Annotated in this window: 11 protein-coding genes; 5 read left to right on the plus strand and 6 right to left on the minus strand. The window is 73.4% G+C overall.

Annotated features, from left to right (window positions below):
- The first annotated feature begins 111 nt into the window (after window positions 1–111).
- The 3 genes from OG974_RS19330 (at window position 112) to OG974_RS19340 (ending at window position 3,449) form a co-directional block, all read left to right on the plus strand.
- Window positions 112–792, plus strand: coding sequence for a bifunctional DNA primase/polymerase (locus tag OG974_RS19330; RefSeq protein WP_327283950.1), 681 nt, complete (start codon window positions 112–114; stop codon window positions 790–792).
- 159 nt (window positions 793–951) lie between these two features.
- Window positions 952–1,794 carry an ABC transporter ATP-binding protein gene (locus OG974_RS19335; RefSeq protein ID WP_327283951.1) on the plus strand — a complete coding sequence of 281 codons (843 nt, stop codon included), beginning with the start codon at window positions 952–954 and terminating at the stop codon, window positions 1,792–1,794.
- Window positions 1,791–3,449, plus strand: a complete 1,659-nt coding sequence (locus OG974_RS19340; protein WP_371643874.1) for a transporter — start codon at window positions 1,791–1,793, stop codon at window positions 3,447–3,449. The genes OG974_RS19335 and OG974_RS19340 overlap by 4 nt, the downstream gene beginning before the upstream one ends.
- A gap of 87 nt (window positions 3,450–3,536) precedes the next feature.
- On the opposite strand, the gene OG974_RS19345 is transcribed toward OG974_RS19340, so the two are convergent.
- Together OG974_RS19345 and OG974_RS19350 are read right to left on the minus strand one after the other, a co-directional pair.
- A complete protein-coding gene (locus OG974_RS19345) occupies window positions 3,537–4,421 on the minus strand; it encodes an alpha/beta hydrolase (protein ID WP_327283953.1) in 885 nt (294 codons plus the stop codon).
- A 307-nt stretch (window positions 4,422–4,728) separates the two neighbouring features.
- Window positions 4,729–5,421, minus strand: coding sequence for a metal-dependent transcriptional regulator (locus OG974_RS19350; RefSeq protein WP_327283954.1), 693 nt, complete (start codon window positions 5,419–5,421; stop codon window positions 4,729–4,731).
- Window positions 5,422–5,631: 210 nt separating this feature from the next.
- Between OG974_RS19350 and OG974_RS19355 the strand changes: the two genes are divergently transcribed.
- Complete coding sequence (locus tag OG974_RS19355) at window positions 5,632–6,387, plus strand: SIS domain-containing protein (protein ID WP_327283955.1); 756 nt, start codon at window positions 5,632–5,634, stop codon at window positions 6,385–6,387.
- A gap of 14 nt (window positions 6,388–6,401) precedes the next feature.
- On the opposite strand, the gene OG974_RS19360 is transcribed toward OG974_RS19355, so the two are convergent.
- Both OG974_RS19360 and pdxH read right to left on the minus strand, forming a co-directional pair.
- Window positions 6,402–7,742 (minus strand): PAS domain-containing protein, encoded by a 1,341-nt coding sequence (locus OG974_RS19360; RefSeq protein WP_328763081.1) that lies wholly within the window; start codon window positions 7,740–7,742, stop codon window positions 6,402–6,404.
- A 377-nt stretch (window positions 7,743–8,119) separates the two neighbouring features.
- A complete protein-coding gene (gene pdxH / locus OG974_RS19365; RefSeq protein WP_371643877.1) occupies window positions 8,120–8,773 on the minus strand; it encodes a pyridoxamine 5'-phosphate oxidase in 654 nt (217 codons plus the stop codon).
- A 208-nt stretch (window positions 8,774–8,981) separates the two neighbouring features.
- Here pdxH and OG974_RS19370 point away from each other — a divergent pair, with 208 nt between their 5' ends.
- The gene (locus OG974_RS19370) at window positions 8,982–10,088 is read left to right on the plus strand and encodes a citrate synthase 2 (RefSeq protein ID WP_327283957.1); all 1,107 of its coding nucleotides are present in this window, start codon (window positions 8,982–8,984) and stop codon (window positions 10,086–10,088) included.
- 115 nt (window positions 10,089–10,203) lie between these two features.
- On the opposite strand, the gene OG974_RS19375 is transcribed toward OG974_RS19370, so the two are convergent.
- Window positions 10,204–10,821 carry a TetR/AcrR family transcriptional regulator gene (locus tag OG974_RS19375; protein WP_327283958.1) on the minus strand — a complete coding sequence of 206 codons (618 nt, stop codon included), beginning with the start codon at window positions 10,819–10,821 and terminating at the stop codon, window positions 10,204–10,206.
- Window positions 10,809–11,546, minus strand: coding sequence for an enoyl-CoA hydratase family protein (locus OG974_RS19380; RefSeq protein ID WP_328763082.1), 738 nt, complete (start codon window positions 11,544–11,546; stop codon window positions 10,809–10,811). Before OG974_RS19380 ends, OG974_RS19375 begins: the two co-directional genes overlap by 13 nt.
- Window positions 11,547–11,886 lie beyond the last annotated feature (340 nt).

Consider the following 11,886-nt stretch of genomic DNA (forward strand, 5'->3'; position numbering starts at 1 on the left):
CTCCTACGCGCCCCCGCGCATGCATCAGTGCGCCCCGCATGCAGGATCGATGCTCCGTCCACCAGCCGGTTTACCCCGTAACCCCGAGTGACCCCGGGAGTTGTGATGGGCGTGGAAGAGACCATCGGAGTCACGGAGACCGCACCCATCCCCAAGCAGCGCGGCGAGCAGCTGCTGGACCATGCCGTGCGGTACGCGGAAGAGCGGCACTGGGATGTCTTCGCCGGCACCTGGCTGGAGTCCGCGGACGGGCGGGAGCTGTGCTCGTGCGGGGCGCAGGACTGCCCGGCGCCGGGCGCACACCCCACGGTGAAGGACTGGGCGCCGCTCGCCACGGGCAGCGCCGTCCAGGTGCGGCGGATCTGGGCGAAGAGCCCCGAGGCCTCGATCCTGCTGCCGACGGGCCGGACGTTCGACGCGTTGGACGTGCCGGACTCGGCCGGGTTCCTGGCACTGGCGCGGCTGGAGCGGATGGAGCGCACCCTCGGGCCGGTCGCCCTCACCCCCGACCACCGCATGCTGTTCTTCGTCCTGCCCGGCGCCGGAGCGAAGGTACCGGACCTGGTGCGCAAGCTCGGCTGGTCGCCGGCCTCGATCGACCTCGCCGCGCGGGGCGAGGGCGAGTACGTGGCCGCCCCGCCCACCCGCTTCGGCGGCCGGGGCTCGGTCCAGTGGGCGCGCCGGCCCACCCCGGCCAACCGGTGGCTGCCCGACACGGAGGAGCTGATCGCGGCCCTGGCGTACGCGTGCGGGCGCGAGGCCGCGGCGGACCGGGACCGGCTCGGCACCTGACCGCGATCGGGGAAACCACCGGCCGGAACCCGCAAGATCGCAGGTCAGGACAGGGATATTCCTGTACGGAAACTCATGACATAAGTAACTGCCCAGCCTCTCCCCACCCTCCTATCGTGAAGGAGCACGACCACGGGGAACAGAAGGAGAGGCAGGCGCATGCCGGACCAGGCAGTTGCGACGGGTGGGACGGACGGACCGGACGGCGCGCACACCGCGCCGTCCGTCGGACGGGCGGCAGTGCGGGTCGAGGGCCTGTGGAAGCGCTTCGGCGAGCAGGTCGCGGTCGCGGGGATCGACCTGGAACTGCCCGCGGGCAAGTTCATCGGCCTGGTCGGCCCGAACGGTGCGGGCAAGACGACGACGCTGTCGATGGTGACCGGGCTGCTCCGCCCCGACATGGGGCGGGTCGTCGTCGCCGGGCACGACGTGTGGAGCGACCCGGTCGAGGTGAAGCAGCGGATCGGCGTGCTGCCGGAGGGCCTGCGGCTGTTCGAGCGGCTGTCGGGGCGCGAACTGCTCGGCTACATGGGCCGGCTGCGCGGGCTGCCGGGCGAGGAGACCGACAAGCGGGCGACGCAGCTCCTGGACGTCCTGGACCTGGCGGGCTCGCAGCACAAGCTGGTCGTGGACTACTCGACGGGCATGCGGAAGAAGATCGGCCTGGCCGCCGCCCTGCTGCACAACCCCGAAGTGCTGTTCCTGGACGAACCGTTCGAGGGCGTCGACCCGGTGTCGGCGCAGACCATCCGCGGAGTGCTGGAGCGGTACACCTCCTCCGGCGCCACGGTCGTCTTCTCCTCCCACGTCATGGAGCTGGTCGAGTCGCTGTGCGACTGGGTCGCCGTCATGGCCGCCGGCCGGATCCGCGCCGCGGGCCCGCTGGCCGACGTACGGGGCGACGCGCCCTCGCTGCAGGCCGCGTTCCTGGAGCTGGTCGGCGCGGGCGGGCGCGACGCGGGCGACTCCCTGGACTGGCTCGGCGGGCAGGCGGGCCGATGAGCGCCGCATCCGCCTCCGCTCCGGCGGCCGCCGCGGCCGTCCCGCCGGCCGCGGCTCCCGCGGTCAACCTGACCCCGGTCTTCGTCCGCCTCAAGCTCTCGCTGATCCGCAACGGGCTCAAGGGCTCGTCGAAGCGCAAGGCCGCGTACTTCACCTCGCTGGCGTTCTCGCTGGTGGTGGCCTTCTTCGCGATGCTCGGCCTGGCCGTGCTGCACGGCAACCCGCACGCGGGCACGGCCGTCGTCATGCTCGCGGCGATCCTGGCGCTGGGCTGGACGTTCATGCCGCTGTTCTTCCCCAGCGGGGACGAGACGCTCGACCCGAGCCGGCTGGTCATGCTGCCGCTGCGCCCGCGTCCGCTCGTCCGGGCCCTGCTGGCCTCCTCGCTGGTCGGCATCGGCCCGCTGTTCACGGTCTGCCTGGCGGTGGGCTCCGTGGTGGCCGTCGCGCGGGGCACGGCGGGCATCATCGCGGCCGTACCGGCCGTGCCGCTCCTGGTGCTGGGCTGCGTCACGCTGGCCCGCGCGGTGGCCACGGCCAACGTCCGGCTGCTGACCAGCCGCAAGGGGCGCGACCTCGCGCTGCTCAGCGGCCTGCTGATCGCGATCGGCGCGCAGGTGGCGAACTTCGCCAGCCAGCGCCTGTTCCAGGCGGGCGGGCTGGCCCAGCTGGAGCCGGCCGAGGCCGTGGTGCGGTGGCTGCCGCCCGCGACGGCCGTCGGCATGGTGGACTCGGCGAGCAAGGGCTCGTACGGCGTGGCGGCGGGCCAGCTGGCCGTGACCGTCCTCGCGCTGGTACTGCTCCTGCGGTTCTGGGAGCGGAGCCTGACCAGTCTGATGGTCACCCCGGACGGCTCGACGATCGCGGCGGCGAAGCCGTCGGCGAAGCGGACGTCCGCGGGCGGCGACGGCGTCTGGGCGTTCCTGCCGGCCGGGCGGACGGGCACGGTCATGCAGCGCACGCTGCGGTACGTGGTCCGCGACCCGAAGACGAAGTCGGCGTGGGTCACGGCCCTGGCGGTCGGCCTGATCATCCCCGTCTTCAACGCCCTCCAGGGCACGGGCTCGGTGTACCTGGCCTGCTTCGGCACGGGCATGCTCGGCGTCCAGATGTACAACCAGTTCGGCCAGGACACCTCGGCGTTCTGGATGGTCGCGCAGACCATCTCCACCCCGCGGGACGCGTTCGTGGAGCTGCGCGCCCGTGCGTACGCCCTGGCCCTGGTCACCGCTCCGTACACGGTCCTGGTCACGGCGGTCACGGCAGCGCTGCTGCACGACTGGAGCGTCCTCCCGGCGGGGCTCGGGATGAGCCTCGCCCTACTCGGCTCGATGCTGTGCACGGGTGCGCTGGCCTCGGCCCGCTTCCCGTACTCGATCCCCACGGACGGCGCGTTCAAGAACGTGGCCCCGGGGCAGGCCGGGCTCGCCTGGGCGGGCATCTTCGGCGGCATGTTCGCCTCGGCGGTGATCTGCTCCCCGGTGATCGTCCTGGCGGTCTACCTGAACGTGGCGGACCAATCGTCCCTCGCCTGGATCCTGCTGCCGCTGGGCGCGGCCTGGGGCACGCTGGCCGCCTGGGCGGGTCTGCGGCTGGCGGCGCCGACGGTGGCGCGCAAGCTGCCGGAGATCCTGCTGGCCGTCAGCAAGGGCTGACCACCGGGTCCGGCACGGCTGCGGGTGGGGGGTGACGGGCTGCTGCCCGTCACCCCCCTCCGTCGTACGGCGCCCTGCGGGGCCCCGTCAGGACGCGGCGGCCCTAACCCCGTCGAGGAAGGGTTCCAGGGCGGCGCGCCAGGCCGTCGGCTGGTCGTAGTGGAGGTAGTGCCCGGCGTCGGGGATCTCGGCGTACCGGCCCGCCGGGAGGACCCGGACCATCTCCTGGGCCTCCGCGCGGCCCAGTTCCCCGTCCAGGCCGCGGACGACCAGGGTCGGGCAGCGGACCTGGGCCAGCTCCTCCCAGTGCGCGTCGTGGACCCAGGTCTCGCGGGCGGTCAGCATCTGGCGGCGGGAGAACACGGGCCGCCAGCCGTCGGACGCCTGGTGCATCACCTCGGCGAAGAAGGCGCCGCGGCCGGGGTCGGGGCGTTCCACCCGGGGGTCGTCCTCGCCGAACCAGCGGCGGGCGGCGTCCTGGGTGGGGAAGGGGACGGGCCAGCGCCGGAACCAGTCCTCCCACTCCTGCTGGGAGGCCTCGCCGAGGGCGGAGGCACGCATGTCGCAGATCACCAGGGCCTCGACGAGGTCGGGGCGGCGGGCGGCGAGCTGCCAGCCGGTGAGGGCGCCCATGGAGTGGCCGATCAGCGTCACGGGGCCCAGGCCGAGCTGCTCGATGACGGCCTCGGCATCGGCCACGAACGCGTCACGCCCCAGGAGGGTCGCGACGCCCGGACCCGCGGCGGGGCGGGCGCTCTGGCCGTGGCCGCGCTGGTCGAGGGCCACGACGCGGCGGTTCTCGGCGAGCCAGCGGGCGGTGCCCGCCCAGTGGAAGGCGCGGCCCATCAGACCGTGGAGTAACAGCACCCGGGGCATGTCGGGATCGGGGGGCGCGTTGGTGGCGGATTCGCGGAACTCCCAGGCGGCCAGGCGCACACCGTCGGCCCCTGTCACATCGATGCGCTGTACCACGGCAGATGCACCCCCTTCGCTCGCGGCCAGACTATCGAACCCACATTCGAAAACCGGGTTCTCGCCGTCAACACCGCTCTTTCGAGTGACCTTGCTCAAGGATTGGCCGCCGCTGCCGATGGAGATCCTTTCAACAGGGAGGCGGGCCGCTCGGGGAAGACGGTCCGAAGGGGATGACCTTGAGAGCTCGGGGCTCCAGGTCAGCAAGGGGAGGACCGGTCCCGGCGCCGCAAGGCGCCGGGACCACCCATGTCCACCACGCGTGATCCCCCTCGTGCCGCCGGCGTACTGACGACCGGCGCTCGGCTCAGCGCTTGGCCACGAACACGTGCGAGGCGATCTCCGCGTCCAGCTCGGCGGCCTCACCACCGCTGCCGACCAGCACGCCGCCCGGCGACTCGGTCACGCTGACCACCGAGCCGGGCTGCACGCCCGCCCGCCGCAGCGTGTACATCAGCTGGGCGTCCGTCTGGATCGGCTCCCCGATCCGGCGCACGACGACGGTCTTGCCGTCCGCGCCCGGGTCCAGCTCCGACAGGCTGACCATGCCGTCCTCCAGGAACGGGTCCGCCTCCGCCTTCTCCCCGAGCTCCTCAAGGCCCGGGATCGGGTTCCCGTACGGCGACTCGGTCGGGTGGCGCAGCAGCTCCAGCACCCGCCGCTCCACCGCCTCGCTCATCACGTGCTCCCAGCGGCAGGCCTCGGCGTGCACCTGCTCCCACTCCAGGCCGATGACGTCGACGAGCAGGCATTCCGCGAGCCGGTGCTTGCGCATCACGCGCGTCGCCAGCCGCCGCCCCTCCTCCGTCAGCTCCAGGTGCCGGTCGCTCGCCACGCCCACCAGGCCGTCCCGCTCCATGCGCGCCACCGTCTGGCTCACGGTCGGGCCGCTCTGGTCGAGCCGCTCGGCGATGCGGGCGCGCATGGGGACCACGCCTTCCTCTTCCAGTTCGAGGATGGTGCGGAGATACATCTCCGTGGTATCGATCAGTCCGGACATTCGTGCCCCTCGGATATCGTGCGCTGGCCCTGCCCCCAATTCTGACGCATCGCACGGACAACCGTCCCGTGCCGGACGTCAAGCCCCGCCCGGGACATCCCCCGACGCCTTGGGCCCGGGATTGACGTTCGTATTGACACGCCCTTGGTCCAGACCGCACGGTGAGCGGCGGACACGGACGAACCCCACCTCTGGAAGGGCCATCGGCGTATGAGCGAGAGCAAGCTGGCCGGTCAGTTCCTCGACGCCGCGATCGGCCTCCTGGAGCGGGTGCGCAGCGAGGAGGCCGGGCCCATCGCCGAGGCCGGCGCCGCCGTCGCCGAGGCGGTCGCCGCCGGGAACCGGATCTTCGTCTTCGGCGCCGGGCACTCCTCCCTCCCCGCCCAGGACGTGGTCTACCGGGCCGGCGGACTCGCCCTGGTGAACTTCCTCGCCGTCCCCGGCACCGTGGGGATCGACGTCATGCCGGCCACCCTCGGCAGCGCGCTGGAGCGGGTCGACGGCCTCGCCGGCGCGGTCCTCGACAGCAGCCCTGCCGCCGACGGCGACGTCCTCGTGGTCATCTCCCTCTCCGGGCGCAACGGCCTGCCGGTCGAGATGGCCATGAACGCGCGCGCCATCGGCATGAAGGTGATCGGGCTGACGTCCGTGGCGTACGCGACGGAGACGAGGTCGCGGCACGCTTCCGGCACCTTCCTCAAGGACCACTGCGACATCGTCCTCGACAGCAAGATCACGGTCGGCGACGCCGAGCTGAGCCTCGACGGCATCGACGCCCCGTTCGCACCCGCCTCCACCGTCGTGACCAGCGCGATCATGCAGGCCGTGATGGCGGCGGCCGCGGGCGAGCTCGTCTCCCGCGGCATCGAGCCCCCGCTGCTGCGCTCGGGCAACGTCGACGGCGGACACGAATGGAACGGCCGCGTCCTCCAGGAGTACGGCGACCGGATCTTCTTCCGCCACTGAGCGCAAGACGGGCCCTAGTCGGGGCGCGGCCCCTCGTCGCGGGTCCGGGGCCAGGCGCCCAGGTCCAGATCGGCCGCGACCCGGGCCGCGACCTCCTCCGCGTACGCCGCGTCCGTCTGCTCGAATGCGGCCCGCGAGGCACCCCGTACGAAGGTCAGCGCCCCCAGGGTCCGGCCCCGGCTGCGCAGCACCGTGCACAGCGCGTGCGCCGCGTCCTGCGGCCACTGCCGCTCCCGCGCCCAGCTCCCGCCCGCCTCCCCGCGCGGGGCGCTGGTGCGCACCGACCCGATGCGGTCCAACGCCTGCAGCGCCGGGTGCCCGGGCCCGTAGCGGGCGGCGCTCGCCCCGGTCGTCGCACCCGCCAGCAGCGGCGGCGACGCGGCGACCCGTACGAGCCGCCGGCGGTCCGGATCGGCCGATTGCTCCAGTACGTCGAGCAGCGCGTGCTCCGCGAAACCGGCCAGGGCGAAGTCCAGCCGTACGGCGGCCGCCTCGGCCGGGTCCTCGCACTCGGCGGCAGCCCGGCCCGAACGGTGCAGCTGACCGGCCCGGAACCGCAGTTGCGCCGTGTCCAGGGCGGCCTGCCGGGACTCGGTGACGTCCTGGAACAGCCAGCCGACCCCCAGCGGCACCGGTTCCTCCGCCAGCGGGGAACCCAGCCGCAGGAACCCGGACCGCCAGCACCGCCTCCGCACCCCCTCCGGCGTGCGGACGGACACCCACAGCTCGGCGGGCGCGGGCGGGGACCCCTCGGCGAGCACGTGCTGGAGGGCCCCCTCCAGCTCCTCGACTCCCTGGACCAGCAGCTCTCCCAGGGGCCGGCCGAGGAGCGCGGTGCGCCCCGATCCGAAGGCACGGGCGGCGTGCGCGTTGACCACGGCCGGCCGCAGGTCCACGTCGACGAGGACCACGCCCCAGGAGGCGTCGTCCATCAGCGCCTCGCTCAGTGCGATGGACCGTTCCAGGTCGATCTGGGCGTGCACCTCGCTGAAGGCGCAGTACACCCCGGCGGGTTTCCCGTCCGCCCCGGGCACCCCGGCGGACTGGGTCCGCACCAGCACCCGCCCGCCCTCCTTCGTCACCAGGGCGAACTCGTGCACCTGGCGCCCGGGCACGTCCTGGGCGGCCATGAGCCGCTCCTCCACGTCCTGCGCGTCGGCCGCCCGCACGGCCCAACCGGCGAACCCCTTGCGCCCGACCGCCTCGGCGGCGGTCCAGCCGAGGATCCGCTCGGCCTCGCGGTTCCAGTGCGTGATCACGCCGTCGGCGTCGAACGCGCACAAGGCCGCGTCCATCCCGTCCAGCAGCGCTGCGAGCAGATCGTCGGTGGTCTCACTACGTCCGAAAGCACTCACCTGGCACCCCCTGCAGGTGTTCGCGTGTGCGGCACGTCAGATCATTCAACTGGAACGTGACGCAGCCCACACCGCATTCCCCGAATCGCCCCAAAATAAATCACTTGAGGACCCCGGGAGACAGTTCTAGGCTCTGCCGTACACGAGAAGGGAGGTGGTTCCCGAAATGTACGGAAACCGGACGCGTGAGGTGGCTGCGGGCTAAGGGCCCGTCGTCGCACGCACCCAGTGCGGTGCCCGGCGGGAACGCCAGGCGCCAATCCCAAGCAGTCACCCGACCCGCGGGCTCGCCGGTACGTCCGGCCGGCTCCTCTCACTGCAGGAGAGGAACCCGAGCCCGCGGGTCGTCTGCGTTCCCGGCCCGATCCGGACACGTCCTAGGGGCAGAGGCGCTCCAGGCGCCACTTCCCGCCCTCCCTGACGTACCGCAGGCGGTCGTGGAGGCGGTTCTCGTGGCCCTGCCAGAACTCCATCCCGTCGGGAACGATCCGGATGCCGCCCCACTCGGGCGGGACCGGGACCTGCTCGTCCTCGGGGTAGCGCTCCGCGAGTTCCGCGTAGCGGCGGTCGAGCTCGGCGCGGGAGTCGATCACCCGGGACTGCTCGCTGGCCCAGGCGCCCAGCTGGGAGCCGTGCGGACGGGAGCGGAAGTACGCCGCCGTCTCGTCCCGGCCGATCCGGGAGGCCGTGCCGGTGACGATGACCTGGCGGGCGATGGGGTGCCAGGGGAAGAGCAGGGCGACGTGCGGGTTCGCGTCGATCTCGCGGCCCTTGCGCGAGCCGTAGTTCGTGTAGAAGACGAATCCCCGCTCGTCGAACTGCTTCAGCAGCACCGTGCGGGAACTCGGGCGGCCGTCGGGGGTCGCGGTCGAGACGACCATCGCGTTGGGCTCGAAGAGGTGCGAGTCGGCGGCCTGCTGGAACCACTCGGCGAACTGCCGCATGGGGTCCGCGGCGAGGCTCGCCTCGTGGACGATCTCCGAGCGGTACTGCTTGCGCATCGTGGCGGGGTCAATGTCCTGGTCGGTCACACGGTCATCCTGCCGCAGGAGTGCTTGCGGCAGTGTGCCGTATGTCACGCTTCCGCCTGCCATCCGGAACCGCCAAAATCTTGGGGCCGGTCCGGAGGTCCCCACACGGGTGACCGACGGCCGTGCCGGGCATCAACGGGGATGACCGCGCCGGACCGCGAGTCACGCCGGGAGCCGCGCGTGTTCGCACTATCTGAGGAGCCGCCTGATGTCCGACTTCGTACCCGGGCTCGAAGGGGTCGTCGCGTTCGAGACCGAGATCGCCGAACCGGACAAGGAAGGCGGATCGCTCCGCTACCGCGGGGTCGACATCGAGGACCTCGTCGGGCACGTCTCGTTCGGCAACGTCTGGGGCCTGCTGGTCGACGGGGCGTTCAACCCCGGCCTGCCCGCCGCCGAGCCGTTCCCGATCCCGGTGCACTCCGGTGACATCCGTGTCGACGTGCAGTCCGCCCTCGCGATGCTCGCCCCCGTGTGGGGCCTGAAACCGCTGCTCGACATCGACGAGAAGACCGCCCGCGACAACCTTGCGCGCGCCGCCGTGATGGCGCTGTCGTACGTCGCCCAGTCCGCGCGCGGGCAGGGCCGGCCGATGGTGCCGCAGAGCGAGATCGACAAGGCCGAGTCCGTGGTCGAGCGGTTCATGATCCGCTGGCGGGGCGAGCCGGACCCGAAGCACGTCAAGGCCGTCGACGCGTACTGGACCTCGGCCGCCGAGCACGGGATGAACGCCTCGACGTTCACCGCGCGGGTGATCGCGTCGACCGGTGCGGACGTCGCCGCCGCCCTGTCGGGTGCCGTCGGTGCCATGTCCGGGCCGCTGCACGGCGGCGCGCCGTCCCGCGTCCTCGGCATGATCGAGGAGATCGAGCGCACCGGCGACGCCGTGGCGTACGTGAAGAAGGCCCTGGACAAGGGCGAGCGGCTGATGGGCTTCGGGCACCGCGTGTACCGGGCCGAGGACCCGCGCGCCCGGGTGCTGCGGCGTACCGCCAAGGAGCTGGACGCGCCGCGCTACGAGGTGGCCGCCGCGCTGGAGAAGGCCGCGCTGGAGGAGCTGCACGCGCGCCGCCCCGACCGGGTGCTCGCGACGAACGTGGAGTTCTGGGCCGCGATCATGCTGGACTTCGCGGAGGTCCCGGCGCACATGTTCACCTCCATGTTCACCTGCGCCCGGACCGCCGGATGGTCGGCGCACATCCTGGAGCAGAAGCGCACGGGCCGCCTGGTGCGCCCGTCGGCCCGGTACATCGGCCCGGGCCGGCGCAACCCGCAGGAGATCGAGGGTTACGCCGACATCGCCGACACGGCCTGATCGTTCGCCGTGCCGTCAGGGCGCCGCATCCCGCACGTACGGGGTGCGGCGCCCTCGGCGTTCCCGGGCGTTCCGGGCTCTACCGGGCGGTCCCGGGTCCCGGGCTCGCGCGGGTTCAGCCGAGCGTGGCGTCCAGGATCCGGGACCACTGGGCGACCACGCGGGCGCGGCGGGCCGTGTCGTCCGTCAGCACGTTGGCCAGGCCCAGGCCGCGGGCCATGTCGAGGAGGCCCTGCACGGTTTCCCGTACGCCCGGGACGGACTCGTCCGCGCCGAGGAGTTCCACGGCGATGCGGTGGGTCTCGCGGCCCACGCGGGCCTCCAGTTCGGTGACTTGGGGGCGCAGCTGCTCCTCGTTGGAGGCGGCGACCCACAGCTGGAGGGCGGCGCGGAAGAGGGCTCCGGTGTAGAGGTCGACGATGGCTTCGACGACGGCGGGGCGGGCGGCGGGTCCGGCCTGGAAGAGGTCACGCAGGGCGGCGGAGCGTTCCTCGGCGACGTGGGCGACGGCGGCGGTGAACAGGTCCTCGCGCGTCGGGAAGTGGTACTGGGCGGCGCCGCGGGAGACGCCCGCGCGTTCGGCGACGACGGCGACGGTGGAGCCGGCCCAGCCCTGTTCGGCGAGACAGGCGACGGCCGCCTCCAGCAGGTGGCGGCGCGTGACCCGGCTGCGGGCCTGCTTGGGCCCGGGTTGGGCGGCGGTCGCGGGCCGGGCGTCGGTCACAGGGCCCACGCCGGGTCCCGGCGCTCGAAGCGGGCGGTGATGCCTTCTCGGGCTTCGGCGGAGCCGAAGTGGTGCGCGGACAGCTCCGTGAGTGCGGCGCCGTCGGTCACGAGGACGGCCCGGACCGGGGCGGTGAGCAGTTCCTTGGTGGCGGCGAGGGCCTGCGGGCCGGCCTTGCGCAGGCCCGCGAGCACGGGGGCGAGGACCTGGTCGACTTCGTCGCCGTGCAGGGTGAGCAGGCCGATGCGGGTGGCTTCGGCGGCGTCGAACGCCTCGGCGGTGAGGAAGTAGCGGGCGGCCGCGCGCGGGTCCAGCCGCGGGAGCAGCGGCGCGGAGATCACGGCGGGGACCACGCCCAGGTGGGTCTCGGTGAAGGCGTACGTGGAGGACGGCCCGGCGGCGGCGATGTCGCAGACGCCGAGGAGGCCGAGGCCGCCCGCCCGGACGTGGCCGGTGACGCGGGCCACGACCGGCTTGGGGAGTTCGGCGATCTCGCGGAGCAGGGCCAGGAAGTCGGCAGGGTCGCAGGGGGACTTCAGGTCCGCCCCGGCGCAGAACGTGGTGCCGGCGTGGGTGAGGACGATGGCCCGGGTCTCCGCGTCCGCCGCCGCCGCGGCGAGGGCCGCGCGCAGCTCGCCGACGAGGTCCGCGGAGAGCGCGTTGCGGTTGGCCGGGGAGTCGAGCGTGAGGGTGGTGATGCCAGGCGCTCGCGCGGCGCCGACTGGGCGGGTCATGCGGTGTCCTCCGGAGGTTGTGCGGGTGATGCGGATCGTGCCACCGCGCCGACCGGCCCGGCAGCCCTCCCGGGCCTCCCGGCCCGGTACGGCCCATTGCGGCCCGTTCGCCCGGGCACCGGCCGGCGCGCCCGGCAACCAACGCGCGGGCGCCCCTGCAGGGCCGGACCCATTGTCCGGGCCGCCGCGGGCGGGTGCGGCTCTTCGTGCCGGGGCCCCGGCCGACCGGGCCCGGGGCGCCTGGTACCGGCCGACGCGGCCCGACGCCGGCGATCGCCGGGCCCGGGCGCCCAGGCAGGACCCGACCCCATTCTCCGGGCCGCCGGGGCTGGGGCCGGGG

This window comes from Streptomyces sp. NBC_00597, from assembly GCF_041431095.1.
GTDB lineage: Bacteria > Actinomycetota > Actinomycetes > Streptomycetales > Streptomycetaceae > Streptomyces.